Here is a 26,311-nt window from a genome sequence, read left to right on the forward strand (position 1 = left end):
AGCCACTCCCCCGAGGAGGTGCCGTCATGACGGTCATGGAGCAGCGGGGCGCGTACCGGCCCACACCGCCGCCCGCCTGGCAGCCGCGCACGGACCCCGCGCCGCTGCTGCCCGACGCCTCGCCGTACCGCGTGCTCGGCACCGAGGCCGCCGCGCAGGCCGATCCCGCGCTGCTGCGCCGGCTCTACGCCGAGCTGGTGCGCGGCCGCCGGTACAACGCGCAGGCCACCGCCCTCACCAAGCAGGGCCGGCTCGCCGTGTACCCCTCCACCACCGGCCAGGAGGCCTGCGAGGTCGCCGCCGCGCTGGTGCTCCAGGAGCAGGACTGGCTCTTCCCCAGCTACCGCGACACCCTCGCCGCCGTCGCCCGCGGCCTCGACCCCGTACAGGCCCTCACCCTGCTGCGCGGCGACTGGCACACCGGCTACGACCCGCGCGAGCACCGCATCGCCCCCCTGAGCACCCCGCTCGCCACCCAGCTCCCGCACGCGGTCGGCCTCGCCCACGCCGCCCGCCTCAAGGGCGACGACGTGGTCGCGCTCGCCATGGTCGGCGACGGCGGCACCAGCGAGGGCGACTTCCACGAGGCGCTGAACTTCGCCGCCGTCTGGCAGGCCCCGGTCGTCTTCCTCGTCCAGAACAACGGCTTCGCGATCTCCGTCCCCCTCGCCAAGCAGACCGCGGCCCCCTCCCTGGCCCACAAGGCCGTCGGCTACGGCATGCCCGGCCGCCTGGTCGACGGCAACGACGCGGTCGCCGTGCACGAGGTCCTCGCCGACGCCGTACGGCACGCGCGCGAGGGCGGCGGTCCCACGCTCGTCGAGGCCATCACGTACCGCATCGAGGCCCACACCAACGCCGACGACGCGACCCGCTACCGCGGCGACACCGAGGTCGAGGCCTGGCGGGCGCACGACCCGATCGCCCTCCTGGAGCACGAACTCACCGAGCGCGGGCTCATCGACGAGGACGGCATCGAGGCCGCCCGCGACGCCGCCGAGACCATGGCCGCCGAGCTGCGCGCGCACATGAACCAGGACCCGGTGCTCGACCCCATGGACCTGTTCGCCGACGTGTACGCCGAACCCACCCCCCAACTGCGCGAGCAGCGCGAACAGTTGGCGGCGGAGCTGGCGGCCGAGCGGGAAGGGACGCACTGATGACCACCGTCGCCCTCAAGCCCGCCACCATGGCGCAGGCCCTCACGCGCGCGCTCCGCGACGCCATGGCCGCCGACCCCGCGGTGCACGTCATGGGCGAGGACGTCGGCACCCTCGGCGGCGTCTTCCGGGTCACCGACGGACTCGCCAAGGAGTTCGGCGAGGACCGCTGCACCGACACCCCACTCGCCGAGGCGGGCATCCTCGGCACGGCGGTCGGCATGGCGATGTACGGCCTGCGCCCGGTCGTGGAGATGCAGTTCGACGCCTTCGCCTACCCGGCGTTCGAGCAACTGATCAGCCACGTCTCCCGCATGCGCAACCGCACCCGCGGCGCGATGCCCCTGCCGATCACGATCCGCGTCCCCTACGGAGGAGGCATCGGCGGCGTCGAGCACCACAGCGACTCCTCCGAGGCCTACTACATGGCGACCCCGGGCCTGCATGTAGTCACACCCGCGACTGTCGCCGACGCCTACGGCCTGCTGCGCGCCTCCATCGCCTCCGACGACCCCGTCGTCTTCCTGGAGCCCAAGCGCCTCTACTGGTCGAAGGACACCTGGAACCCCGACGAGCCCACCCCCGTCGACCCGATCGGCAGCGCGGTCGTACGCCGCCCCGGCCGCAGCGCCACGCTCATCACCTACGGCCCGTCCCTGCCCGTCTGCCTCGAAGCCGCCGAGGCGGCCATGGCCGAGGGCTGGGACCTCGAAGTCGTCGACCTGCGCTCCCTCGTCCCGTTCGACGACGAGACGGTCTGCGCGTCCGTACGGCGCACCGGCCGCGCCCTCGTCGTCCACGAGTCGGGCGGCTACGGCGGCCCCGGCGGCGAGATCGCGGCCCGCGTCACCGAGCGCTGCTTCCACCACCTGGAGGCGCCGGTGCTGCGCGTCGCCGGGTTCGACATCCCGTATCCGCCGCCGATGCTGGAGCGGCACCATCTGCCCGGCGTCGACCGGATCCTGGACACCGTGGGCCGGCTTCAGTGGGAGGCGGACAACTGATGGCGCAGGTGCTGGAGTTCAAGCTGCCCGACCTCGGCGAGGGCCTCACCGAGGCGGAGATCGTGCGCTGGCTGGTCGAGGTCGGCGACGTCGTCGCCATCGACCAGCCGGTCGTCGAGGTCGAGACGGCCAAGGCGATGGTCGAGGTGCCGTGTCCCTACGGCGGTGTCGTCACGGCCCGCTTCGGCGAGGAGGGCACGGAACTGCCCGTCGGCTCCCCGCTGTTGACGGTCGCGGTGGGGGCGCCCGCATCCGATGCGGGGGCCGATGCCGAGACCGAGACCGAAGGCTCCGGGAACGTGCTGGTGGGCTACGGCACGGGGGCGCCTCCGGCGCGGCGGCGGAGAGTACGGCGGCTGGCGGCGGACGTAGTGACGTCGGTGGCGGACGCCCCTGCCCCCGCCCCGGCTCCCGGCACAGCTGAGACCGGCGGTCGTGGCGACGGTCCCGTACCCGTGATCTCACCCCTCGTGCGGCGGCTCGCGCGCGAGAACGGCCTGGAACTGCGGGAGTTGACGGGTTCCGGGCGGGACGGGCTGATCCTGCGGGCGGACGTCGAGCAGGCGCTTCGTGCCACGGCGACGCAGGAGGCGACAGCCCAGGAAGCGACACTCCTTCCTCCGACCACACTGCCCTCGACGACGCTTCCCCCGGCCACGCTCCCCACCCCCGCGACCATGACGTCCCCCACGACCGACGGAGTCACCCGCACCCCCCTCCGCGGCATCCGGGGCGCCGTCGCCGACAAGCTGTCCCGCAGCCGCCGGGAGATCCCCGACGCGACCTGCTGGGTGGACGCCGACGCGACGGAGTTGATGCGCGCTCGCGCTGCGATGAACGCCGCCGGTGGGCCCAAGATCTCCGTGCTCGCCCTCCTCGCCAGGATCTGCACGGCCGCGCTGACCCGGTTCCCCGAGCTCAACTCCAGTGTGGACATGGAGGCGAGGGAGATCGTCCGGTTCGACCGGGTCCACCTCGGCTTCGCCGCGCAGACCGAACGCGGGCTCGTCGTGCCCGTCGTACGGGACGCGCACGTGCGCAACACGGAGGCGCTGAGCGCGGAGTTCGCCCGCCTGACCGAGTCGGCCCGGACCGGGAGCCTGACGCCCGGGGACCTCACCGGCGGGACCTTCACGCTGAACAACTACGGGGTGTTCGGCGTCGACGGTTCCACGCCGATCATCAACCACCCCGAGGCGGCCATGCTCGGCGTCGGCCGCATCGTTCCCAAACCCTGGTTGCACGAGGGCGAGTTGGCGGTACGGCAGGTCGTCCAGCTCTCGCTCACCTTCGACCACCGGGTGTGCGACGGCGGCACGGCGGGCGGTTTCCTGCGGTATGTGGCGGACTGCGTAGAACAGCCGGCGGTGCTGTTGCGCACCCTGTGATCACGGCGGCGCGGACAAGTTCCCTGTGATCAGAGCGGGACGCATACTCGGGGGGTGACCGCGCACGAGCCCCCCGACACCCCCGACACTGCCAACGGCTCCGCGCCGGGCGCCACCGGGTCCGCGTCGGGTGCGGTTGTCGCCGTCCCGGGTGCCGCCGTGGCCGTGCTCGGTGGCGGTGCGAGCGCGCCGGGTATCACCGGCTTCGCGCCGGGTGCCGCCGATGCCGTATTCGGTGAGATGCCCGGCGGGGTGCGGGAAGCCACGCCTTCGGTCACCCATGCCGTCCTGCCCGGCGGGGTGCGGGAAGCCACGCCCGCCGTCACGCCCGCCGTCTTGCTCGGCGCGGTGCCGCCCGCTCCGCCCGGGACCGCCGCCGACGGCCCGCCCGGCGCCGTACTCGATGCCATGCCCGCCGCCGAGCGGGACGCCGCTTCCGGGGCAGCACACGCCGTCCTGCCCGACGCGGCGCCAGCCGCCCAGCCCAGCGCCAACCTCGATGTCCCGCACGGAGCTGTCCTCTGCGTCGCACCCAGCGCCGGCCTCGACGCGCTGCCCGGTGTCGGCCTCGGCGCCACACCCAGCGCAGGACCCGACGTCCCATCCCGTGCCGCCCCCGACGCCCAGCCCGGTACCGACCCCGACGTCCCACCCAAAGCCAACCCCGGCGCCGCCCCCGACTCCCCGCCCAGGACCTCCCCCGACACCCCCCACGACGCCATCGTCCTCGCCGGCGGCGCCGCCCGGCGGCTCGGTGGTGCTGACAAGCCCGGTCTACGGGTCGGTGGCCGCGCTCTGCTCGACCGGGTGCTCGGCGCTTGTGGCGATGCCGGTACCACGGTCGTCGTGGCCGATCCGAGGCCCACCGCACGGCCGGTGTGCTGGGTGCGGGAAGAACCGCCCGGCGCGGGTCCGGTCGCCGCGCTCGGTGCCGGACTGTGCCGCGTCACCGCCGAGGCCGTCGTGGTTCTCTCCGCCGACCTGCCGTTTCTCGAAGTGGCCACCGTACGGCGGCTGTTGACCGCTCTGCGGAGCAGTGGTGCCGAAGGGGTGCTGCTCACCGACGCCGACGGGCGGGATCAGCCGCTCGTGGCCGCGTACCGCGCGTCGGCGCTCCGTCGGGAGCTGGCCGCACTTGCCGACGAGCACGGCAGTCTCACCGGGCTGCCCCTGCGCCGGCTGACCGGCGCGCTCGAACTCACCCGCGTCCCCGACCCCGTCGCGTCCTTCGACTGCGACACCTGGGACGACCTCGCCACCGCCAGGGCACGCATCAGGGAGCATGGCCACGTGTTGGATGAATGGATTTCCGCAGTCAAGGACGAACTGGGCATCGACCTGGACGTCGACACCGGCATCCTGCTCGACCTCGCCCGCGACGCAGCCCACGGGGTGGCCAGGCCCGCCGCACCGCTGACCACCTTCCTGGTCGGTTACGCGGCGGCGCAGGGCAAGGGCGGCCCGGAGGCTGTCGCCGAGGCGGCTCGCAAGGCGGTGGCCCTCGCGCTGCGCTGGGCCGACGAGGACACCGCGGAAGCCCCGTCCGATGCCAAGCCCGACGCCAAGCGCGATGCCAAGCCCGATGCCGACGGTGACCCCACCTCCGGTCGCAAGGCCGACGCCCCCGGGTCCGCCCCTGGTCCGGACGTCGCCGGATGAGCGCGCGCGGTGTTCACGCCGGCGGGCACGCCCAGGACGCCGAGGATCTCCTCGACGTCGAGGAGGTTCTCGCCCTGGTGAACGAAGGCAGCACCGGCTCCGGCGACCCCGCCGTGCCCCCACCCTCGGCCTCCCCCTCGCACGCGCCGCAGGGCACCCCCCGCACCCCCCGCAAGCCCGGCACCGACCAGCACAAGGCCACCCCCTGGCCCGAGGCCCGCGCGATCGCCGGGCGCGCCGCACGCACCGGTTCCCGCCGGGCGCCTGTCTCCGTGGCCCTCGAATCGGCCCTCGGACTCGTCCTGGCCGCGCCGCTCGTCGCCCTGAGCGACCTGCCCTCGTTCGACACCTCCGCGATGGACGGCTGGGCGGTCGCGGGCCCCGGCCCCTGGGCCGTACGCGAGGACGGGGTGCTCGCCGGGCACGCGGAGTCGGAGCCGCTGAGCGACGGCGAGGCCGTGCGGATCGCGACCGGCGCACGCGTTCCCGCGGACGCCACCGCCGTCATCCGCAGCGAACACGGCCGTACCGACGACAAGGGCCGGCTCCACGCGGCCCGGGACGTCGGACACGGCCAGGACATCCGTCCGCGCGGCCAGGAGTGCCGTAGCGGCGACCATCTGCTGCCCGGCGGCACGCTCGTGACCCCGGCGGTGCTCGGCCTCGCCGCGGCCGCCGGGTACGACACGGTCACCGTCGTACCCCGCCCCCGGGTCGAAGTCCTCATCCTGGGCGACGAGTTGCTCACCGAGGGGCTGCCCCGGGACGGGTTCATCCGGGACGCGCTCGGGCCGATGCTGCCGTCCTGGCTGCGCGCGCTCGGTGCCGAGGTCACCGCGGTGCGCCGGCTCGGCGACGACGCGAAGGCGCTGCACAAGGCCATCACGGGCAGCACCGCCGACCTCATCGTCACCACCGGCGGCACCGCCTCCGGCCCGGTCGACCACGTCCACCCCACCCTGCACCGCATCGGCGCCGAACTCCTCGTGGACGGCGTGAAGGTACGCCCCGGCCACCCCATGCTGCTGGCCCGCATCAAGGACGACCAGCACCTCGTCGGCCTGCCCGGCAACCCGCTCGCCGCGATCTCCGGCCTGCTCACCCTCGCCGAACCGCTGCTGCGGACCCTGTCCGCACGCCCCGCCCCGGAGCCGTACGCGCTGCCCCTCCAGGACGCGGTGCACGGGCACCCGTACGACACCCGGCTCATCCCCGCCGTGCTGCGCGGCGACTCTGCCGTGCCGCTGCGCTACAACGGCCCGGCCATGCTGCGCGGGATCGCGGCGGCCGACGCGCTCGCGGTCGTACCGCCGGACGGTGCGCGGCAGGGACAGCCGGTGGAACTCATCGATCTGCCCTGGGCAGCCGCCGGGATCGGGGTGTGTTTCACGTGAAACAGTCGGGCCATGATGCGATCGCCCGCCAAGCGGACGAACATCTCGTGACCCATCGGGTGGAACTCCCGAAGAAAGTGGTCGAGCACCCCTTTCAACAGGTCGCCAAACGGCTGTCCATCGCGCTGTTCCTGCTGGTCGCGACGGCGTTGATCGTCTATGTCGATCACGAGGGCTACAACGACAACTCGGACGGTTCGGTCGACCTGCTCGACGCCTTCTACTACGCCACGGTCACCCTCTCGACCACCGGCTACGGCGACATCACCCCGGTCAGCGACGGCGCCCGGCTCACCAACATCCTCGTCGTCACGCCGCTGCGCGTGCTGTTCCTGATCGTCCTGGTCGGCACCACCCTCGAAGTCCTCACCGAACGCACCCGGGAGGAATGGCGTTTGAACCGTTGGAGGTCCACCTTGCGGGATCACACCGTCGTCATCGGTTTCGGGACGAAGGGGCGGTCCGCGATCCAGACCGTGTGCGCGACCGGGCTGAAGAAGGAACAGGTCGTCGTGGTCGACCCGAGCGGCAAGGCGATCGAGGCGGCGAGCAGTCAGGGCTACGTCGGAGTCGTCGGGGACGCCACCCGCAGCGAGGTCCTGAAGCGCGCCGAGGTGCACAGGGCACGGCAGATCATCATCGCCACCCAGCGCGACGACACGGCCGTGCTGGTGACCCTCACGGCCCGGCAGCTCAACCGCGGCGCGAAGATCGTGGCCGCCGTGCGCGAGGAGGAGAACGCGCCGCTGCTCAAGCAGTCCGGCGCCGACGCCGTCATCACCAGCGCCAGCGCGGCCGGCCGTCTGCTGGGCCTGTCCGTGCTCAGCCCCGCCGCCGGCATGGTCATGGAGGACCTCATCCAGCAGGGCAGCGGCCTCGACATGACCGAACGCCCGGTCATAAAGGCCGAAGTCGGCAAGTCGCCGCGCGACACGGACGACCTGGTGGTGAGCGTCATCCGCGGGCACCGGGTGCTCGGCTACGACGATCCGGCCATCGGCACCCTTCAGCTGACCGACCGGCTCATCACGATCGTGCGGGTGTCACCGGGTTCGCAGGTCGCGCCGGACACCCGGCCGCTGCCGGAGTGACCCGCCTCCGACCGCCGCCTCGGTGGCCCGCCTTCGGTGGCCGGCCGTGGGGCGAGGAGTAGCGTCGGCCCCATGCATGCGATCACGATTTCCGAACCTGGTGGGCCCGAGGCACTGGTGTGGGGCGAGGTCCCCGATCCGGTCGCCGGTGAGGGCGAGGTACTGGTCGAGGTGGTGGCCAGCGCCGTCAACCGGGCCGACATCATGCAACGCCAGGGCTTCTACGACCCGCCGCCCGGCGCGTCCCGCTACCCCGGCCTCGAATGCTCCGGCCGGATCACCGGGATCGGCCCCGGGGTGTCCGGCTGGTCGGTCGGCGACGAGGTGTGCGCGCTGCTCGCGGGCGGCGGTTACGCCGAGAAGGTCGCCGTTCCGGCCGGGCAGTTGCTGCCGGTGCCCGCCGGCATCGACCTGAAGCAGGCCGCCGCGCTGCCCGAGGTGGTCTGCACGGTGTGGTCGAACGTCTTCATGGTCGCCCACCTCCGCCCCGCCGAGACACTCCTCGTGCACGGCGGCTCCAGCGGCATCGGCACCATGGCGATCCAGCTCGCCAAGGCCGTCGGCGCGAAGGTCGCCGTCACCGCCGGCACGAAGGAAAAGCTGGACTACTGCGCCGAGTTGGGCGCCGACATCCTCATCAACTACCGCGAGCAGGACTTCGTCGCCGAGATCCAGCAGGCCACGGGCGGTGCGGGCGCCGACGTCATCCTCGACAACATGGGCGCCAAGTACCTGGACCGCAACGTCCAGGCCCTCGCCGTCAACGGGCGGCTCGCGATCATCGGGATGCAGGGCGGCATCAAGGCCGAGCTGAACATCGCCACGCTGCTCGGCAAGCGGGCCGCGATCAGCGCGACCTCGCTGCGGGCCCGCCCGCTCGGCGAGAAGGCGGCCATCGTCGCCGCCGTACGCGAGCACGTGTGGCCGCTGATCGAGGGCGGTCACATCAGGCCGGTCGTCGACCGGGAGCTGCCGATGAGCGAGGCCGGGACCGCGCATCAGGTGCTGGAGGACAGCGGGCACATCGGAAAGGTGCTGCTCGTCGCGCCGTAGGGCCGGACTGTCCGCCGTAGGCCCGGCAGTTCCTAACTACGGCGCACCCGGAGGCCGATGAAGGCGAGGCCCAGGCCGAGTCCGATGAGGATCAGGCCGCTGCCCAGCGGCAGGATCCGCAGCACGGGCTCGGCGGGGTCCTCGGCGTGGGTGACGGTCTGGCGCACGGGCTGGAGCGGCGGGGAGGTCGGCACGGGTGCCGCCTCCTGGGAGGACGCGGAGTCGGCGGGCGCGGGAGTGGCGGAACCGGCGGAACTGTCCGAGTGGCTCCCGTCGCCGTCCCCTGTCATCCCGGCTGTGTCATCGCCGTCGCCCCCGCCTCCGCCCCCGCCTCCGCCTCCGCTTTCGTCCTCGTCCGCGGTCGGCCCCGCGGTACGTCCCGGCCGTTCCCGCCCTTCGCCCGCCTGGCTGCCGGCCCGGGACGGTTCGGCGGAGGCACGGGCGGGGTCGGGACCGGCGGCAGGCCGCAAGGCGGAGGCAGGCGCCGTAGCGGAGTCCGTGGCCGAGGCCGAGGCGGACGGGGACACGGGTGCCGTGACCGCGACGCGACCACCCCCGACACCACCGGCGCTCGCACCGCTTCCGGCCTCCACCCCGTACGCCGGAACACCCCCGCACGGACTCACCACCGCGCCCGTGCCCAGCACGAGCAGCAGTCCCGTTGTACGCAGCCATGGAGTCACGTCCGTGACCCCCTCCCGAGCCGAGGCGGCAAGATCGACGCAACCAGCGTCACACCGGGTGCGCGCTCCGGCACTCCGGGTTCGGCCATGCGGAAACGGTCGATCACCCTTCGAGGGGGGGGGCACCACAGTGGTGAGGTGTACGAGTGCGAGAGAATGGCGGCATGGAGATGCCGAGGAACGAAAGGTCACCGGAGAAGCCTCAGATCCTGGTCGTGGGACAGGACGGGATGGCGCTAGGTGGCACCGGGGACGAGGACTCCCGCGAGATCCCGGTGACGGAGATGGTGGAACAGCCGGCCAAGGTCATGCGGATCGGCAGCATGATCAAGCAGCTTCTTGAGGAGGTGCGTGCGGCTCCCCTCGACGAAGCCAGCCGGGCCCGGCTCAAGGAGATCCACCGCAGCTCCGTGAAGGAGCTGGAGGACGGTCTGGCGCCCGAGCTGGTCGAGGAGCTGGAGCGGCTGTCGCTGCCGTTCGCGGACGACGTGACGCCGAGCGACGCGGAACTGCGCATCTCGCAGGCCCAGTTGGTGGGCTGGCTGGAAGGGCTGTTCCACGGGATCCAGACCACGCTGTTCGCCCAGCAGATGGCCGCGCGGGCGCAGCTGGAGCAGATGCGCCGGGCGCTGCCGCCGGGCAGCGGCGACGGTGCCGAGGAGGGGCAGCCGGGCGGCGGTCGCGTGGGCGGCCCGTACCTGTAGGGCCCCGGGCCCGTATCTGTAGGACCCCCGACCCGCACACGAGCCCGTACCGACATGACAAAGGGGCCCGGCAGCCGATGCTGCCGGGCCCCTCCACATCACCGGGGTCGCGACGGGTCGCTCTCCGGCGTCAGGACGGGTTGCCCGTGGACACGCCCAGCTGGATCTGGGGCATGTCCTTGGGGTCCACGTCCGTGCCGGCCGCCGGGAACTGGTCCATGACCGTGCCCTGGCCGTACGTGTTCTCGTCCTCGGACTTGACCTTCACCTTCCAGCCCGCCTCGCGGAGGCAGGCCTTGACCGAGCTGACGTACTTGAACTGGAAGTCCGGGACCTGGATCTTGCTGGGGTCGTTGTACGACTCCTCGGGCTCCGTGCACGCGGTCGTCGCGATCGTCTTCGACGTGTCGCCGTCGCGGTGCCCCTCGACCGCGGTCGCCGAGGTGCTCGCACTGCTGTCGCTGCCCTTCGCGTCGTCGTCGCTGCCGTTGTTCATCGACAGGGCGACGATCAGCGCGCCGACCGCGACGACGGCGACGACCGCGGAGCCGATGATCACCGGCTTGTTGCTCCTGCCGCCTCCCCCGGAGGCCGGCGTCGGGTGCTGCGGGGTCAGGTTGTACGGCGGCGGGGTCGAGATGCCCTGCTGCCCGAACCCGACCGGGTGCTGCGGCTGGTACCCCGCCTGTTGCGGATAGCCGTAGGCCGGGGCGGGCGCGGGCGTGCCGCCGTAGGGACCCGGCTGGTACGGCGTGTGTACGGGGCCGGTGGGGGCCGGGGCCCCCTGGTCGACCGGCGGGAAGACCGCGGAGCCGACGCCCGCGCCGCTCTGCGCGGGCGCGCCCGGCACGATGCTCGGGGCGGCGGCCTGGAGCGAGGACGCGACGCGCAGACACTCGTCGCGCATGGCCTCGGCGTTCGGGAAGCGCTCGTTCGGGTTCTTCTTCAGCGCGCGGGTGATCAGCGCGTCCACGCCCGGCGGCAGGGAACGGTTGATCGAGGAGGCCGCGACCGGCTCCTCCTGCACATGCGCGTACGCGATGGCCAGCGGCGAGTCCGCGTCGAACGGCAGCCGCCCGGTGACCAGTTGGAACAGCATGATGCCGACCGAGTACAGGTCGCTGCGCGCGTCCACGCCCCGGCCGAGGGCCTGCTCCGGCGAGAGGTACTGCGGGGTGCCGACGACCATGCCGGTCTGCGTCATCGAGGTGACACCGGACTGCATGGCGCGGGCGATGCCGAAGTCCATGACCTTGACGACCCCGCGCTTGGTCATCATCACGTTGCCCGGCTTGATGTCCCGGTGGACCAGGCCCATCTCGTGGCTGATGTCGAGGGCGGCCAGCACGTCCGCGGTGATCTTCAGCGCCTTGTCGGCGGGCATCGCGCCGAACTGCCGTACGTCCTCGTCGAGTACGGAGCCGAGCGGGCGGCCCTCGACGTACTCCATGACGATGTACGGCATCGTCGTGCCGTCGAGGGCGTCCTCGCCGGTGTCGAAGACCGAGACGATGTTGGTGTGGGTGAGCTTGGCCACGGCCTGGGCCTCGCGGCGGAAGCGCTCGCGGAAGGCCTGTTCCCGGCCGAGTTCGGTGTGCAGTGTCTTGATCGCGACCTGGCGGTCGAGCACCGAGTCGTACGCCAGGTGCACCGAGGCCATGCCGCCCTCGCCGAGCAGGTCGCGCAGTTGATAGCGGCCACCTGCGAGCGCGCGCCCCGCATATCGGCCCTGTGCGCCGTCCTGACTCATGTCCCGTGTCCCCCATCGGCGCCGGCTCAGTGATCGAAAGTGCCATTCCCGGCCAAGTCTGCCGGAGGGCACTGACACGTCAAGCGCGGTGCCCGATCCGTGACCGTACGCGAAGGAAGAGTCGTGGAAGCGTTACAGGTGCTGTACCGGCGGTACACAGAATTTGCACGACGCCCCGTGATACCGATTTGATGATCGGTCCGTCTCCGGACGATTCCGGCACTGATCCCGGACCGGAGGCTTGCGCCGAGCCTGTAGCGTGGCCGACGGAGACCGTGACAACACCGCGCGCACCGCGGGCAGAAACGACGGCGAGGACTGATGGCACAGCAGCACGCTCAGGGCCCGTCCGACCCCGAGGCGGCTGGCGGCGGAATGTCGGACGCACCGGAGCTGTGGGGTAACGGCGGACTGGTCGGCGACGGCCGGTACCGGCTCACCCACAGACTGGGCCGGGGCGGTATGGCCGAGGTTTTCGCGGCCGAGGACGTACGGCTCGGGCGCACGGTCGCGGTCAAGCTGCTCCGCTCGGACCTGGCCGAGGACCCGACGTCCAAGGCCCGCTTCACGCGCGAGGCCCAGTCGGTGGCCGGCCTCAACCACCACGCGATCGTCGCCGTGTACGACTCCGGCGAGGACTACGTGGGCGGCATGTCCGTGCCGTACATCGTCATGGAGATCGTCGAGGGCCGCACGATCCGCGACCTCCTCCTCAACGCCGAGGCGCCCGGGTCCGAGCAGGCCCTGATCATCGTCTCCGGCGTCCTGGAGGCGCTCGCCTACTCGCACCAGCACGGCATCGTGCACCGCGACATCAAGCCCGCGAACGTGATCATCACGCACAACGGCGCCGTCAAGGTCATGGACTTCGGCATCGCGCGCGCCCTGCACGGGGCGTCCACGACGATGACGCAGACCGGCATGGTCATGGGCACACCCCAGTACCTCTCCCCGGAGCAGGCGCTCGGCAAGGCCGTCGACCACCGCTCCGACCTGTACGCGACGGGCTGCCTCCTCTACGAACTCCTCGCGCTGCGGCCCCCGTTCACCGGCGAGACGCCCCTGTCGGTGGTCTACCAGCACGTCCAGGACATCCCGGTCCCGCCGTCCCAGACGTCGAACGGCGTCTGCCCGCCGGAGCTCGACGGCCTCGTCATGCGCTCCCTCGCGAAGGACCCGGACGACCGTTTCCAGACGGCCGAGGAGATGCGCGGGCTCGTCCAGTACGGCCTGCAGATGCTCTACGACCAGGGCGGCCACACCGGCACCTGGAACACCGGCCCGGTGACCGTGGCCAACGGGCAGGGGACCCCGCCCGGCGGTTTCGCCGGTACGACCGTGATGCCCCAGGACTCCTCCGGCACCACGCAGATCCCGCAGCCGATCCTGCCGGGCGGTTACGGCAACGGCGACGACGGCGGCTTCGAGGGGCACGGCAACCAGGGCAGCGGCCGCGGCAAGCTGTGGATCCTCGCGGTGCTCGCGGTGATCGCCATCGCGGCGGGTGTCGCGCTGGCACTGAACACCACCGGGAACGGCAGCGGCGGTTCGGGCACCACGCCGTCGCCGACCACCTCGCAGACCGCGACCGACGACACGGCCACCGAGACGCCGAGCGACGACGCGACCGCCTCGCCGTCCGACACGGACACGGACGACAGCGGCACGACCTCCGGTTCGCAGTACACGCCGACGTCGAAGCCCTCGTACACCCCGACGGAGTCGGCCACCGAGAAGCCTTCGAGCACCCCGTCCGCGACGACCTCCGAGGAGCCGTCGGACACCCCGTCCGCGACGACCTCGCCGGACCCGACGGACACGGGCGGCACCGGCGACGACGGGGGCGACGACGGCGGCGGCACCGTCGCGGGCGCCCTCGGCGGCTGACCCGGCCCGGATCACCGGCACCGAAGCACTCACGCGCGCGTGCGCCCCGTAACAGGGGTCCACGCGCGCGTGCTGTTTTTCGCTGCCCTGGGGGCGCCCTCCCCTTTTCGCTGCCTTAGGGGGCGCCCTCCGCGAACGCCTCGCACACAGTGTCGTACTCCCTGGTCCACCACACGGCGAGCGCCGACGCGGCCGGGAACTGGGGGTCCGCGCGGGTGTCGCCCCGCTCGTAGTGCCAGCGCAGCATCCAGAAGTCGTTGAGCCGCTCCCACCACACCCGGTGCACGGCGGCGGCCAGTTCGGCGGTACCGGCGCCCGCCGAACGCCGGTACGCGTGCGCGTACGCCCGCACCTTGGGCAGGTCCAGGGCCCCGTCGGGCCGTACGAAGAAGATCGCGGCGGCGCGTACGGCCTCCTCCGCGCGGGGCTGGACGCCGAGGCGGTCCCAGTCGACGATCGCGGCGGGGGCGTCGCCCTTGTAGAGCAGGTTGAACGGGTGGAAGTCCCCGTGCACCCACCCCACGGAGGCCCCGCGCGGCGGCCGTCGGTCCGCGTGCCGCTCCAGCAGCTCCCGGCGTTCCAGGAGCCGGTGGCGGGCCAGTTCGTCGAAGGCGTCGGCCGGTCGGTGCCGGCGGACGTGCCCGAGGAGGTCGTCGATGAGGGCGAAGGTGTCGGCGGGGTCGGCGCCCGGCGCGCACTCCTCCCGGCGCCCCGGCATGACCCGCTCCAGGCTCGCGTGGACGACGCCCAGGAGCGCGCCGAGGCGTCCGCACTGACCGGTGGTCAACTGGCCGCCGTGGCGGTGCCTGCCGTCGATCCAGGGGTGCAGGGCGTAGGCGTGCCCGCCGACGACGGCGACCGTACGGCCGTCGCGGGCGGGCAGTGGGGGAGCCACGGGGACGCCGAGGTCGGCCAGCCGCCGGGTCGCGGTGTGCTGGCGGGCGATCGCCGCCGGGTCCGCGGTCTCGGGGTCGAAGTGGTGCTTGAGGAAGTAGCGGCCCCGGGTGGTGCGGAGCCGGTAGCCGCGGTTCAGCAGGCCCTGCTCGACGGGTTCGCAGGTGACGGCGGACCCGGCGGCGTACTGGCGGAGGAGGGCGCCCAGCGGGGGCGCGTGGGGCACGGGGGGTGGTACACGTAAGGGCGGCACGCGGCCGATGCTAGGGCACGGGATGCGCCCTTGAGCTGCGGTTTGTCACAGAAAGTCACCGCTCGGTCGTCGATGGTCGCTTTCGGTCACAGGATGGGCCCGAAGTGCCGTTCCAGACCGCCGTCCGCCGAGTGCACGGTGCTCAGCTGCGGCTCGATGCGCAGATAGACCGGCTCGTACGACTCGCCGTCCACCGTGGCCGGCGCGGGGCCGAAACGTTCGACCTGGTCGGCCGTCGGGTCGTAGCTCTCGCACGCGCCCACGACCTGCACGGACCACAGCCCCTCGCCCGGCCCGGCGGAGCCCAGGTTGTCCGCTCCGTAGGCGACGACGCTGCCCACGCACGCGTGGTGGTAGCCGTGACTCCGGGGCATGCGCAGCAGCAGCCGGCCGTCCTGCACGATGTGGCTGGCGAAGGCCAGGAAGGGCAGCGCCCGGAGGGTGGTGGCGACCCTGCCGTGATCGGTGCGGGAGAGCAGGTCTACGGCGAGTTGTTCGGCGCCGGGGCGTGCGTCGAGGGACATAGGAACACTGTCGGCCGCACCGCATGCCCAGGGGAGGGGTCTTTGGTCCCTAATGACGCTGCTGCTCGACCTGTCTCCGCGCAACATACGCAGCCGCCTGCGAGCGCCGCTCCATACCGAGTTTGGAAAGCAGACTCGACACGTAGTTCTTGATGGTCTTCTCCGCGAGGTGCAGCCGCTCGCCGATCGCCCGGTTGGTGAGCCCCTCCCCGATCAGGTCCAGGATCCTGCGCTCCTGGTCGGTGAGGGACTCGAACCTGTCGTCCTGCTGCGGGCCGCCGTTGCGCAGCCGCTCCAGCACCCGGGCGGTCGCCACCGGGTCGAGCAGCGACTTGCCGGCCGCGACGTCCCGTACGGCACTCAGCAGCTCGTTCCCCCGGATGGCCTTCAGGACGTACCCGGAGGCGCCCGCCATGATGGCGTCGAACAGGGCCTCGTCGTCCGAGAAGGAGGTCAGCATCAGGCACTTCACGGACTCGTCCCGCGCGCGGATCTCGCGGCACACCTCGACCCCGCTGCCGTCCGGGAGCCGCACGTCGAGAATCGCCACATCCGGGCGCACGGCCGGGATCCGCACCAGCGCGTCGGCCGCCGTGCCGGCCTCGCCGACCACCTCGATGTCGGTCTCGACCGAGAGCATCTCGTGGACACCCCGGCGGACCACTTCGTGGTCATCGAGGAGAAATACGCTGATTTTTCCGTCTCCGGGCACGCGGTAAGTCTCACATACGGCCTCTTCCCGTGCCCGAGGTGAGCGGGATAACGTGCCGTTGTTCCGGCTCCCTGCAAGGCTGTGACCAGGACTTGTTCCCGACTTTCGCGATTTACTTGGAAATCCAAGCAAAATCGCAGGTCAGGAGGGGTTTCACAGAATTGTGGAGCACTGGGTAACGTGCCTTTTGCAGGGCGCTCGCCGGGGCACCTGTCACGCCTGCTCCCGACGAACCGCACCCACCCTGTGCGTCCGTGGGGCGCAGGTGAGCCGCACTGGCACCCGGCGAACCCGGGGAGCCGGACCGACGGAGGAGCACACGTGACCGTGGAGAGCACTGCCCCGCGCAAGCCGCGACGCAGCGCCGGAAGCAAGGCCAAGGGCGCCGACCCGGACCTCGTCCAGCTGCTGACGCCCGAGGGCAAGCGAGTCAAGAACGCGAAGACCGCCCCGTACGACAAGTACGTCGCCGGCATCACCCCCGATGAGCTCCGCGGCCTGTACCGCGACATGGTGCTCACCCGCCGCTTCGACGCCGAGGCCACCGCCCTCCAGCGCCAGGGCGAGCTGGGCCTGTGGGCCTCGCTGCTCGGCCAGGAGGCCGCCCAGATCGGCTCCGGGCGGGCCACCCGGGAGGACGACTACGTCTTCCCGACCTACCGCGAGCACGGCGTCGCCTGGTGCCGCGGGGTCGACCCGACCAACCTGCTCGGCATGTTCCGGGGCGTCAACCACGGCGGCTGGGACCCGACCACGAACAACTTCCACCTGTACACGATCGTCATCGGCTCGCAGACCCTGCACGCCACGGGCTACGCGATGGGCGTGACCATGGACGGCGCCGACAGCGCCGTGATCGCGTACTTCGGGGACGGCGCCTCCAGCCAGGGAGACGTCGCCGAGTCGTTCACCTTCTCCGCGGTCTACAACGCCCCGGTCGTGTTCTTCTGCCAGAACAACCAGTGGGCCATCTCCGAGCCCACCGAGAAGCAGACCCGCGTCCCGCTCTACCAGCGCGCACAGGGCTACGGCTTCCCGGGCGTCCGCGTCGACGGCAACGACGTCCTGGCCTGCCTCGCGGTCACCAAGTGGGCGCTGGAGCGGGCCCGCAACGGCGAGGGCCCGACGCTCGTCGAGGCGTACACGTACCGCATGGGCGCGCACACCACCTCCGACGACCCGACCAAGTACCGGGCCGACGAGGAGCGCGAGTCCTGGGAGGCGAAGGACCCGATCCTGCGCCTGCGTACGTACCTCGAAGCCGCGCATCACGCGGATGAGGGATTTTTCGCGGAACTCGAAACAGAGAGCGAAGCGTTGGGCAGACGAGTGCGCGAAGCGGTCCGTGCCATGCCGGACCCGGACCGGTTCGCCATCTTCGAGCACGTGTACGCGGACGGGCACGCGCTCGTCGACGAGGAGAGGGCCCAGTTCGCCGCCTACCAGGCGTCGTTCGCGGACGAAGAGGGGGGTAAGTGACATGGCGGAGACCGCGATCTTCAAGAACCTGCCGCTGGCCAAGGCGATCAACGAATCGCTGCGCGCCGCCCTGGAGTCCGACCCCAAGGTCCTCATCATGGGCGAGGACGTCGGCAAGCTCGGCGGCGTCTTCCGCGTCACGGACGGCCTCCAGAAGGACTTCGGCGAGCGCAGGGTGGTCGACACCCCGCTCGCCGAGTCCGGCATCGTGGGCACGGCCATCGGCCTCGCGCTCCGCGGCTACCGCCCGGTCGTGGAGATCCAGTTCGACGGCTTCGTCTTCCCGGCCTACGACCAGATCGTCACCCAGCTCGCCAAGATGCACGCCCGCTCCCTGGGCAAGGTCAAGCTCCCGGTCGTCGTCCGCATCCCCTACGGCGGCGGCATCGGCGCGGTGGAACACCACTCGGAGTCCCCGGAAGCCCTGTTCGCGCACGTCCCGGGCCTGAAGATCGTCAGCCCGTCGAACTCGTCGGACGCCTACTGGATGATGCAGCAGGCCATCCAGAGCGACGACCCGGTGATCTTCTTCGAGCCGAAACGCCGCTACTGGGACAAGGGCGACGTCAACACCGAGGCGATCCCCGACCCCCTCCACAGGGCCCGCGTGGTCCGCGAGGGCACGGACCTCACCCTCGCCGCCTACGGTCCGATGGTGAAGCTCTGCCAGGAGGTCGCCGACGCGGCCGCCGAGGAGGGCAGGTCCCTGGAGATCCTGGACCTGCGCTCGGTGTCCCCGCTGGACTTCGACGCGATCCAGACCTCGGTGGAGAAGACCCGCCGCCTGGTCGTGGTCCACGAGGCCCCGGTGTTCTTCGGCTCCGGCGGCGAGATCGCGGCCCGCATCACGGAGCGCTGCTTCTACCACCTGGAGGCCCCGGTGCTGCGCGTGGGCGGCTATCACGCCCCGTACCCGCCGGCCCGCCTGGAGGAGGAGTACCTGCCGAGCCTGGACCGGGTGCTCGACGCCGTCGACCGCGCTCTGGCGTACTGAGGAGAGGGCCGTGACGACGATGACAGAAGCGTCCGTACGCGAGTTCAAGATGCCGGACGTGGGCGAGGGCCTCACCGAGGCCGAGATCCTCAAGTGGTACGTCCAGGTCGGTGACACCGTCACCGACGGCCAGGTCGTCTGCGAGGTGGAGACGGCGAAGGCCGCGGTGGAACTGCCCATCCCGTACGACGGGGTGGTGCGCGAACTCCGCTTCCCGGAGGGGACGACGGTGGACGTGGGGACGTCCATCATCGCGGTGGACGTGTCCGGGGGCGCGGCTCCCGAGGAGACCCCGGCCGCCCCCGTGCAGGAGGAGGCGAAGCCCGCGGCTCCGGCCCGCACACCGGTCCTGGTGGGCTACGGCGTCTCCACGGCCGCCACGAAGCGCCGTCCCCGCAAGGGCGCGGAGATCCCGGCCCAGGAGGCGTCGGCGGCGGTCCAGGCGGAGCTGAACGGCCACGCGCCAGAGCCAGTTGTGAAATCCCGCCCCCTCGCCAAGCCGCCGGTGCGCAAGCTGGCGAAGGACCTGGGCGTCGACCTGGCGACGGTGACCCCGTCGGGCCCGGACGGCGTCATCACCCGCGAGGACGTGCACGCGGCGGTGGCACCGGCCCCGGTGCAGGCGCAGCCGCAGGCGTCTGAGCGGGTGGCGCCTCCCACGCCTTCCCTGCCTGTCGCGGACTCGACGCGCGAGACCCGCATCCCGGTCAAGGGCGTCCGCAAGGCGACCGCGGCGGCGATGGTCGGTTCGGCGTTCACGGCACCGCATGTCACGGAGTTCGTGACGGTGGACGTGACGCGGACGATGAAGCTGGTCGAGGAGCTCAAGCAGGACAGGGAGTTGCAGGGCCTACGGGTCAACCCGCTCCTGCTGATCGCGAAGGCCCTCCTCGTCGCCATCAAGCGCAACCCGGACATCAACGCGTCCTGGGACGAGGCCGCCCAGGAGATCGTCCTCAAGCACTACGTCAACCTCGGCATCGCGGCGGCGACCCCACGCGGCCTGATCGTCCCGAACATCAGGGACGCCCATGCCAAGACACTGCCCCAACTGGCGGAGTCACTGGGCGAGTTGGTATCGACGGCGAGGGAGGGCAAGACCTCCCCGGCGGCGATGCAGGGCGGCACGGTCACCATCACCAACGTCGGCGTCTTCGGCATCGACACCGGCACACCGATTCTCAACCCGGGCGAGTCCGCGATCCTCGCGGTCGGCACGATCAAACTCCAACCCTGGGTCCACAAGGGCAAGGTGAAGCCCCGTCAGGTGACGACGCTCGCGTTGTCCTTCGATCACCGTTTGGTGGACGGGGAGTTGGGCTCGAAGGTGCTGGCTGACGTGGCGGCGATTCTGGAGCAGCCGAAGCGGTTGATCACCTGGGGGTAGTGGGCGGGGGCCGCGCGTCTCTGTGAGCTGGGGATGCGCGGCTCAGTTCTGGTCTGCCGGGTTCCCGTAGTCGGCGCGCGGCGTGGTCAGCCGGTCGGCGACGAGCGCGAGCCAGCCGCTGGGTGAGTACGGCGTCGGTGGGTCGACCTCCATGCCCAACTCGGCGACGGCGAGGGCGTAGTCGGACTCGTCGAGGTCAAGGGCGAGGAGTTCCTGGAGTTCGCCCGTGAGGCGGGCGACGAGGTGTGGATCGGTCGCGGTGCGGTAGTCGTCGGTCGCCGCGTCGTGGTCGTCGAACTCGTCCGGCATGTCCTGGGAGAACCAGCCGCCGAGGAACTGGCCGAGTTCGGGGAAGCGGGCATGCCATTCCCAGTGGGTGGCGGGAGCGGCCGGGGGCGGGACCTCGCCCTCCTCGACGCTGTGCTTGACGTGATCGGCGAGGCAGTACAGCCACTGCTGGAGCTCGGCCTCGGGGAGCCCCACGTCCGGGATGGCGTAGAACTCGCCCAGCCGCAGGCGGAGTCGGCCCGGCGGATTGCCGGCGTACTCCCGTAGCTGCCGCTCCGCGACGGCGAGGGCCCACGGTCGGCTCTGCCAGGTGTGGCGCAGGTAGGCGACCAGTGCGTCGCTCGGCCTGTCCGGGGTGTCGTCGGCCGGCTGCCCGGCGTAGGCACGGATCACCTGGTCCAACTCGCCGTAGCGGCGGTCGTGTTCGAGGGGGCTCAGGGGCACGGGGATCAGCCTCTACGGGTCGTCGTCACAGGTACATCGGAAACGTGGCGTGGACGGCGAAGCCGTGCGGCCGGGACGCGTCCCGCTTCAGGATCACGCGGGCCGCGTGGACATCGACGGGGTCTCGCCCGGCCAGCATCATCGCCTGGAGCAGGACCCGGCCGACCGGCTCGGGGCGGGAGGGCCACGTCGCCTCGATGGTCAGACGGGGGCGGGTGGACTGGGCCAGCCAGCGGTGGATGGCCTGTTCGTTGGCGGTGACGGTCTGTTGGGTGGCCCATTGGGCGGTTTCTCGGTCGGGGTAGGTGGCGGTGCGGGTGCGCATGCCCAGGCTCCTGCCGGTGCGAATCACGCGGAAACCCAGTGCGGCGGGTGCTCTTCGCGCATATGGGAGGTGAAGGTCTCGACGATGAGAGGCAGCCAGTCCGACCAGGCGAGGGTGCCTGATCCCAGGCCGTTTTCGACTTCGAAGAACCGGTGCAGTGATTCCTCGCTGTGGAAGATGGCCAGTGCTTCCGTGCACTCTGCCACGAGAGGCGGGAGGCACCACAGACAGATGGGGTGGCGGTGGCATTCCTCGATGAAAAGGAGGAGTCCCTCGGACTCGGTCATGTCGTCCTCGGTGGCGATTCCGTCCTGGCCGTAGTAGTTCGCCAGGAATTCGCTCAACTGAGGGAAACGGGAGGCGAGTTCCGGGCTTGTCGGGACGGCTCGGGAAAGTCTGGCCACGAAGCCCGATTTCCAGGACTCGGTGTGCGTGGCGATACCCCGCAGTACCGTCCATGGTTCCTCCGTCTCCCACCCCGTCGCCATCTCTCTCAGGTCGTCGGGCACCACCGTGGGGCCGACGGAGCCCGGCTCCAGGGCGTCGGCCATCAGACGGACCTCGGCGGCGACCTCGTAGAGATTCCTTCCGCCTCTCTCGCCCGCGAGCCACAGTGACCGCAGCGTCGGCTCCAGCGCCGCCGCGTGTTCCGCGACCGGATCGGGGGCGCGATGACGGAACGCCGACAGGAGCGTCCGCGCTCCTGAGAAGCGGAAGTAGTTGATCGTCTCTTCCTCAAGCATGCTGTTCCGTCGTTCCTCAGGTGTCTGTGGGCGTGGAGGTGATGAGCGTGAACGGTGGATCCATGCCCGGGGCGGGTTTCACTCGGATCTGCACGCCGTGGGACTGGACCACGTTCGGGTCCCGCTGCGAACCGAGTGCTTGCTGGTACTCGTTCTTGGTGATGCTGCTGCCTGTCACCGGGCCTTGGGAATCACGGTAGGTGAAGGTCCTGCTCGCCTGCTGATACGGAGGCCCGCTGTTCAGGTAGTCCCTGATGGCGTCCTGATTCTTGTCGATGGTCAGCTGCGTGAACTTCTGGGCGTCAGCCATATTCTTGAAGGTGGATGCCGCGGGGATGTTGGTCTGGTCGCGCAACCGCTGCACGAGCTGTGCGTCGGTTTTCCCGATGTGTTTGTCGACGCCGTGCGAGTTGTCGATGTATTCCTGGTTCGCCAGATCGAGCGGATATCTGTGGTTTCCCGCCGCGTCGTTCGGCACGGTCCACTTGTGTTCCTTCTTGAAGTCGTTGAGCGCACGCGCGCCGAAGGCCTCGGCCCTGGCCTCCTCCGCGTCGAACGTGGGCGCGCTCCGGAGCGCCTCGTCCAACTCCCAGTCCAGTTCGAGGAGTTTGGTACCGGCGTCGCTGAAAGCCTGCTGGTAGATCTCGACGGCCTTGTCCGCGGCCTGCCGGTCCATGTGCCTGCGGAACGCCATCACAAGCTCGCCGAACATGTCGGTGGCCGCGAGTTTGAACAGTTCCAGCGGGTCGAGTCCGGTCGTCAGGTCCACGACCATCCCGTTGGCCGCCGTCTTGGCGAGGTTCTCGGTGGTCGTCCGGCAGGTGCGCACGACCTGGGCCAGGTCGTCGCAGGTCTTCTGGACGGTGTCGGCGGTGTGGTGCAGCACCTCCAGGACCGGGCGGCGTTGCGCGGGCGCCACCGTTGCCGAGGTCTTCCAACTGCGGCCGCCCTGCTGCGCGATGTCGCCCTGCGCGTCACGGTTGCGGCCCCAGGCGGTGGTCCCCCAGATCGCCTGGCAGAACGACTTCATCGCGCCTTGCCACTCGCTGTTCCCCTGCGGATCGGTCATGTAGTCGATGGCGGCGGTGAAGTTGTCGCCCGCCTTCAGCACGGTGCCCGCCGCCTCCCGCCATGCGGTGGCCATCCCCTTGAGGTCGTCGTCGCGTGCGCCCGGGGTGATCTCGTGGGTCTTGCCGAGGTTGAGCCCGTACTCGACGGCGGGCCGGATGACGTCCGCGAGGAAGTCCGGGATCTCACCGAGCGCGCCGGAGATGGCCCAGGAGTCGGCGTCCTCGCCCGTCCCGGACCACTTGATGTCGTTGATCTTCCCGTAGTCGGGCTGTCTGTCGATGACGGCCGGAGGGGTGCGGCGGGGCGGCGGTCCGTACATACCGCGTGAAGACCAGTCCGCTGCTTGGTAGTTGTTGGCGGTCACGGTCAGGCCGACCGCGACACCGCCGACGCTCAGCACACTGGTCGCCCAGACTTCGACGAACTTTCCGGCGATCTGCGTGTAGGCGTTGGCGAAGGAGTCCGGGCCCCATCCGGTGCCGGCCGACTGGCTGTACTCGTTGAGTGCGCCGACCAGCCGGGCGGCTCCCCTGTCGTAGTCGAACTGTCCGTCGCGTACCACCGCCGACGAGTAGTACAGGTGTGGCGGCTGTACGTCGAAGCCGCCGTCGGCGTTCGGTGCGGCCGTCTTCAACTGGTCCCGTTCCGCCTGGCGTTCGGCATCGCCGGGCCGCTCTGCCATCAGCCCGCTCCCCAGCCGCGCAGCACCGCCCGGTGCGCCGCCGCGTAGTTCGCGTGACCGGTGGTGACGTAGGCGTGCAGCCACTTCTGCGCGGCCTGCAGATCCTGTGCCGAGCGGTCCCACTCGTCGAGCTTCTGGACGAAGACCTCGCGGGCCTCGCCCTTCCACGACAGGACGACCGGTTCGGCACGGTCGTAGAGGTCGTCGAGTTTGGTGTTGAGCTGCTTGAGGATGTCCTCCAGCTCGGCGGTGAGGTCGTGGAGCGTGGCGAAGGAGACGGTTATGTGGTCGTCGGCGGAGGCCCCGGTCGACATGATCCCCCTGGATATCGGTCGGTAACTACGACTGGGAAATGGGCACTTGACGGCTCGCGGGCGGAAGGACCAGAAGGGTCAGAAGGAGTCGAGGCTGCTGCGGGGAGGCGGCGCCGGCGTATCCCCTGCCGTCTTCACGTCGGGCGTGGACAGCTTGTCGACCTCGCTGCCGACGTCGACCTGGATCGTCCGCATGTGCTCCAGCACGTCGATGTCGTTCGCGGAGAAGCCGTCCCGGCTCATCCGCACGGCCTGTTCCAGCAGCTTCATCACTTCGCGGATGCGTACGGCGTCCTCGGTGGCCGCGCGGTGGAACTCGCGGTACGCCGTCGCCGCCGGGCCGCGCCAGCCGGCTTCGACGCGGTCGACGATCGCGTCCATCCGTCTGACCTGCTTGTCGAGGTGGTCCTGCATGTCGTCGAGGTCACCGGCGAGCTTGGTGAGGTCGGTGGAGGTGACGTGCAGGTCGGGGCCACCGCCTCCACCTCGCGTTCCACCTCCGCCCGCACCGATTCCAGGCACTGTCATGCCGTATCCCCGTCCCCGTCTCCGTCACGTCGGCATCACATGTCACTTGCGGTTGCAATGATCCTACGGTCGACAGGGATTTCGGAAGCCTTCAATTCGGCGTGGGGCGGGCTCCGTTGGTTTTTTCGGGATGTCCAACTCCGCCCAGGCGGTCTTGCCGACGGTGAGCTTCTCCACGGCCCAACGGGCGGCCGGCGTAAGGACGATGAGGAGACCTCGGCCGAACTGGTCGTCGGGGGTGGCGGTTTGGGGGTGTACACCCCGTACCCGATCGCCCTGGAGGACATCGCGACTGGGGTCCGTACCTGGCAAGGCGCCTTTGTCCCGGGCCTGTCGCAGACCTCGGACCATGCACGGGCCCTCGCGCTCGGCACCCGTGGGCAGTTGTGGGTGAGGGGGCGTTGCGTCAGCCCGTCGGCGGCCGGGAGGTCATGCGGGTACAACTGGCGCGTCTGGCGGAGGTGGCCCGCCTGCCCGACATCAGGCTTCAGGCCCGTGGCTGGAGAGCGAGGCCGACGCCGCGCGCAACATCCCCACCGCCATCGCCGTCCGGGACTCCAAGGAATCCGGCGGGCCGGTACTCCAGGTCGCTCCCTCGGTCCGGGCCGCGTTCGCGGTGCAGGTGGGGGTCTCCTCCGCGGAAGTGTGACACTTTCTCACCGAGTGTCACACTTCCGCGCCTCACCCTCCCGAGCACCGAGGCGCGCCCGTGCGCCGCCGGACTACGACGAAGGGCCCGCCGCTGGCATGCGGCAGGTCCCCGGTGCTGATGAACAGCAAGCTGACTGGACGTCAGCCGATCGTCGCGAAGCCGTAGTTGAGCAGCTTCGTCGCGTCCGTCGAGCGCTGGGTGACCGAGGACGACGCGAGGACCGTGCCGATGACCGTCTTGCCGTTGCGGGTGGCGGCGAAGACGAGGCAGTACTTGGCCTCGGGGCCGGAGCCGGTCTTCACGCCGATCGTGCCGCTGTAGCTGCTGAGCAGGGTGTTCGTGTTGGTCCAGGCAGCCATCGTGCGGGTGCTGCCGGTCTTCGTGATCGTCTTGGCCTTGTACGACTTCGTCTTGACGACCGTCTTGAACGTGGCGTTCTTCATCACGTTGCTGGCGAGCTTCGTCAGGTCGCGCGGCGTCGAGTAGTTGTTGCCGTTGCCGATGCCGTCGAACGAGTCGAACTTGGTGTTCGTCAGGCCGAGCGACTTCGCCGTCGAGTTCATCTTGCCGATGAACGACTTCACGCGCGCGGCCCGCGTCGAGCCCGCGCCGTACTTGTCGGCCAGCGCGTACGCCGCGTCGCAGCCCGACGGCAGCATCAGGCCGTAGAGGAGCTGCCGGACGGTGACCTTGTCGCCGACGATCAGGTGGGCGGAGGAGGCGGTGTTGGCGACGATGTAGTCGCTGTAGGCCTTCTGGATGGTGACCTTGGCGTCGAGGTTGAGGTTCGACTGGGAGAGCACGACCTTCGCGGTCATGATCTTCGTGGTGGAGCCCGTCGACCGCTTGGTGTCCGCGGCCTTCGTGTAGAGCGACTTGCCGGTGGCGTTGTTCATCACAAAACCGCCCGCGGCCACGATGGTCGGCTTCGTGACGGCCTGCGCGGGTGCCGCGGTCAGGGCGCCGGTCGCGAGCACGGCGCCTGCGGTCACGGTGACCGCGGCGGCTCTGCGGAAGCGGCTGCCCTTGATGCCGGTAATGGCAGTAATCAACTGAGGTACCCCGAATACGTTGAATGCCCCTGAGGAACGGCCCAGTTGGAGGGGGGAAAGAGAGGGCCGCACGTGTGTGACACGTAAGTAGCACAGAAGGTTGTGCGGTTGCTGGGCCGGGTTCCCCGAATGTGTGAAACGCCCCCGAGAACCGGCCGCGGAAATGCACCTCCGTAGACGCACGCCGGGCCCCGTT

At 70.8% G+C, this 26,311-nt stretch carries 25 protein-coding genes and 1 pseudogene; 14 read left to right on the top strand and 12 right to left on the bottom strand.

Annotated features, from left to right (window positions below; genetic code table 11):
* Positions 1 to 26: 26 nt before the first annotated feature.
* From pdhA (OG226_RS25545) to OG226_RS25575, 7 genes are all read left to right on the top strand, one after another.
* Positions 27 to 1,160, top strand: coding sequence for a pyruvate dehydrogenase (acetyl-transferring) E1 component subunit alpha (gene pdhA, locus OG226_RS25545; protein ID WP_329350130.1), 1,134 nt, complete (start codon positions 27 to 29; stop codon positions 1,158 to 1,160).
* Complete coding sequence (locus OG226_RS25550) at positions 1,160 to 2,164, top strand: alpha-ketoacid dehydrogenase subunit beta (RefSeq protein ID WP_329350131.1); 1,005 nt, start codon at positions 1,160 to 1,162, stop codon at positions 2,162 to 2,164. Before pdhA (OG226_RS25545) ends, OG226_RS25550 begins: the two co-directional genes overlap by 1 nt.
* The gene (locus OG226_RS25555) at positions 2,164 to 3,552 is read left to right on the top strand and encodes a dihydrolipoamide acetyltransferase family protein (RefSeq protein ID WP_329350132.1); all 1,389 of its coding nucleotides are present in this window, start codon (positions 2,164 to 2,166) and stop codon (positions 3,550 to 3,552) included. Before OG226_RS25550 ends, OG226_RS25555 begins: the two co-directional genes overlap by 1 nt.
* A gap of 720 nt (positions 3,553 to 4,272) precedes the next feature.
* Complete coding sequence (locus OG226_RS25560; RefSeq protein WP_329353508.1) at positions 4,273 to 5,211, top strand: NTP transferase domain-containing protein; 939 nt, start codon at positions 4,273 to 4,275, stop codon at positions 5,209 to 5,211.
* A complete protein-coding gene (locus tag OG226_RS25565) occupies positions 5,208 to 6,605 on the top strand; it encodes a molybdopterin molybdotransferase MoeA (RefSeq protein ID WP_328681291.1) in 1,398 nt (465 codons plus the stop codon). Before OG226_RS25560 ends, OG226_RS25565 begins: the two co-directional genes overlap by 4 nt.
* The gene (locus tag OG226_RS25570) at positions 6,602 to 7,696 is read left to right on the top strand and encodes a potassium channel family protein (RefSeq protein WP_328681290.1); all 1,095 of its coding nucleotides are present in this window, start codon (positions 6,602 to 6,604) and stop codon (positions 7,694 to 7,696) included. Before OG226_RS25565 ends, OG226_RS25570 begins: the two co-directional genes overlap by 4 nt.
* A gap of 72 nt (positions 7,697 to 7,768) precedes the next feature.
* Positions 7,769 to 8,749 (top strand): NAD(P)H-quinone oxidoreductase, encoded by a 981-nt coding sequence (locus OG226_RS25575; protein ID WP_328681287.1) that lies wholly within the window; start codon positions 7,769 to 7,771, stop codon positions 8,747 to 8,749.
* Positions 8,750 to 8,781: 32 nt separating this feature from the next.
* Here OG226_RS25575 and OG226_RS25580 read toward each other — a convergent pair whose 3' ends face one another.
* The gene (locus tag OG226_RS25580; RefSeq protein ID WP_329350133.1) at positions 8,782 to 9,039 is read right to left on the bottom strand and encodes a hypothetical protein; all 258 of its coding nucleotides are present in this window, start codon (positions 9,037 to 9,039) and stop codon (positions 8,782 to 8,784) included.
* Between the two features lie 557 nt (positions 9,040 to 9,596).
* Here OG226_RS25580 and OG226_RS25585 point away from each other — a divergent pair.
* The gene (locus OG226_RS25585; RefSeq protein WP_327402747.1) at positions 9,597 to 10,136 is read left to right on the top strand and encodes a bacterial proteasome activator family protein; all 540 of its coding nucleotides are present in this window, start codon (positions 9,597 to 9,599) and stop codon (positions 10,134 to 10,136) included.
* Positions 10,137 to 10,266: 130 nt separating this feature from the next.
* Here the strand turns inward: OG226_RS25585 and OG226_RS25590 are convergent, their stop codons facing one another.
* Positions 10,267 to 11,886 carry a protein kinase domain-containing protein gene (locus OG226_RS25590; protein WP_328681281.1) on the bottom strand — a complete coding sequence of 540 codons (1,620 nt, stop codon included), beginning with the start codon at positions 11,884 to 11,886 and terminating at the stop codon, positions 10,267 to 10,269.
* A 375-nt stretch (positions 11,887 to 12,261) separates the two neighbouring features.
* On the opposite strand from OG226_RS25590, the gene OG226_RS25595 reads away from it, so the two are divergent.
* A complete protein-coding gene (locus OG226_RS25595) occupies positions 12,262 to 13,773 on the top strand; it encodes a protein kinase domain-containing protein (protein ID WP_443067006.1) in 1,512 nt (503 codons plus the stop codon).
* A gap of 115 nt (positions 13,774 to 13,888) precedes the next feature.
* Here the strand turns inward: OG226_RS25595 and OG226_RS25600 are convergent, their stop codons facing one another.
* From OG226_RS25600 to OG226_RS25610, 3 genes are all read right to left on the bottom strand, one after another.
* Positions 13,889 to 14,893 (bottom strand): phosphotransferase, encoded by a 1,005-nt coding sequence (locus tag OG226_RS25600; protein ID WP_328681279.1) that lies wholly within the window; start codon positions 14,891 to 14,893, stop codon positions 13,889 to 13,891.
* A gap of 113 nt (positions 14,894 to 15,006) precedes the next feature.
* Positions 15,007 to 15,444, bottom strand: coding sequence for a pyridoxamine 5'-phosphate oxidase family protein (locus tag OG226_RS25605; RefSeq protein ID WP_328681277.1), 438 nt, complete (start codon positions 15,442 to 15,444; stop codon positions 15,007 to 15,009).
* A 49-nt stretch (positions 15,445 to 15,493) separates the two neighbouring features.
* The gene (locus OG226_RS25610; protein WP_329350135.1) at positions 15,494 to 16,156 is read right to left on the bottom strand and encodes a response regulator transcription factor; all 663 of its coding nucleotides are present in this window, start codon (positions 16,154 to 16,156) and stop codon (positions 15,494 to 15,496) included.
* A gap of 321 nt (positions 16,157 to 16,477) precedes the next feature.
* On the opposite strand from OG226_RS25610, the gene pdhA (OG226_RS25615) reads away from it, so the two are divergent.
* The 3 genes from pdhA (OG226_RS25615) to OG226_RS25625 are packed head-to-tail and all read left to right on the top strand — an operon-like array spanning position 16,478 to position 20,016.
* A complete protein-coding gene (gene pdhA / locus OG226_RS25615; protein ID WP_328681275.1) occupies positions 16,478 to 17,635 on the top strand; it encodes a pyruvate dehydrogenase (acetyl-transferring) E1 component subunit alpha in 1,158 nt (385 codons plus the stop codon).
* Between the two features lies 1 nt (position 17,636).
* Positions 17,637 to 18,629: an alpha-ketoacid dehydrogenase subunit beta gene (locus OG226_RS25620; protein ID WP_328681273.1), complete on the top strand. Its 993-nt coding sequence runs from the start codon at positions 17,637 to 17,639 to the stop codon at positions 18,627 to 18,629.
* Between the two features lie 10 nt (positions 18,630 to 18,639).
* Positions 18,640 to 20,016 (top strand): dihydrolipoamide acetyltransferase family protein, encoded by a 1,377-nt coding sequence (locus tag OG226_RS25625; RefSeq protein ID WP_329350136.1) that lies wholly within the window; start codon positions 18,640 to 18,642, stop codon positions 20,014 to 20,016.
* A gap of 42 nt (positions 20,017 to 20,058) precedes the next feature.
* Here the strand turns inward: OG226_RS25625 and OG226_RS25630 are convergent, their stop codons facing one another.
* The 6 genes from OG226_RS25630 to OG226_RS25655 all read right to left on the bottom strand — a co-directional run bounded on the left by OG226_RS25630 (position 20,059) and on the right by OG226_RS25655 (position 24,411).
* Positions 20,059 to 20,748, bottom strand: a complete 690-nt coding sequence (locus tag OG226_RS25630) for a contact-dependent growth inhibition system immunity protein (RefSeq protein WP_329350137.1) — start codon at positions 20,746 to 20,748, stop codon at positions 20,059 to 20,061.
* Between the two features lie 25 nt (positions 20,749 to 20,773).
* The gene (locus OG226_RS25635; protein ID WP_329350138.1) at positions 20,774 to 21,073 is read right to left on the bottom strand and encodes an RNase A-like domain-containing protein; all 300 of its coding nucleotides are present in this window, start codon (positions 21,071 to 21,073) and stop codon (positions 20,774 to 20,776) included.
* A 23-nt stretch (positions 21,074 to 21,096) separates the two neighbouring features.
* Positions 21,097 to 21,816, bottom strand: coding sequence for a hypothetical protein (locus OG226_RS25640; protein ID WP_329350139.1), 720 nt, complete (start codon positions 21,814 to 21,816; stop codon positions 21,097 to 21,099).
* A 16-nt stretch (positions 21,817 to 21,832) separates the two neighbouring features.
* Complete coding sequence (locus OG226_RS25645) at positions 21,833 to 23,569, bottom strand: RNase A-like domain-containing protein (RefSeq protein ID WP_329350140.1); 1,737 nt, start codon at positions 23,567 to 23,569, stop codon at positions 21,833 to 21,835.
* Positions 23,569 to 23,883: a WXG100 family type VII secretion target gene (locus tag OG226_RS25650; protein WP_329350141.1), complete on the bottom strand. Its 315-nt coding sequence runs from the start codon at positions 23,881 to 23,883 to the stop codon at positions 23,569 to 23,571. The genes OG226_RS25645 and OG226_RS25650 overlap by 1 nt, the downstream gene beginning before the upstream one ends.
* Before the next feature lie 78 nt (positions 23,884 to 23,961).
* Complete coding sequence (locus OG226_RS25655; protein WP_329350142.1) at positions 23,962 to 24,411, bottom strand: WXG100 family type VII secretion target; 450 nt, start codon at positions 24,409 to 24,411, stop codon at positions 23,962 to 23,964.
* A gap of 386 nt (positions 24,412 to 24,797) precedes the next feature.
* Here OG226_RS25655 and OG226_RS51615 point away from each other — a divergent pair.
* Together OG226_RS51615 and OG226_RS51620 are read left to right on the top strand one after the other, a co-directional pair.
* Positions 24,798 to 24,869 (top strand): annotated as a pseudogene (locus OG226_RS51615) (hypothetical protein); the annotation flags it as partial.
* Between the two features lie 83 nt (positions 24,870 to 24,952).
* Positions 24,953 to 25,060 carry a hypothetical protein gene (locus OG226_RS51620; RefSeq protein WP_443067007.1) on the top strand — a complete coding sequence of 36 codons (108 nt, stop codon included), beginning with the start codon at positions 24,953 to 24,955 and terminating at the stop codon, positions 25,058 to 25,060.
* 143 nt (positions 25,061 to 25,203) lie between these two features.
* Here the strand turns inward: OG226_RS51620 and OG226_RS25665 are convergent, their stop codons facing one another.
* Positions 25,204 to 26,115 carry a D-alanyl-D-alanine carboxypeptidase family protein gene (locus OG226_RS25665; protein WP_328681257.1) on the bottom strand — a complete coding sequence of 304 codons (912 nt, stop codon included), beginning with the start codon at positions 26,113 to 26,115 and terminating at the stop codon, positions 25,204 to 25,206.
* Positions 26,116 to 26,311 lie beyond the last annotated feature (196 nt).

Source organism: Streptomyces sp. NBC_01261 (genome assembly GCF_036226385.1).
GTDB lineage: Bacteria > Actinomycetota > Actinomycetes > Streptomycetales > Streptomycetaceae > Streptomyces.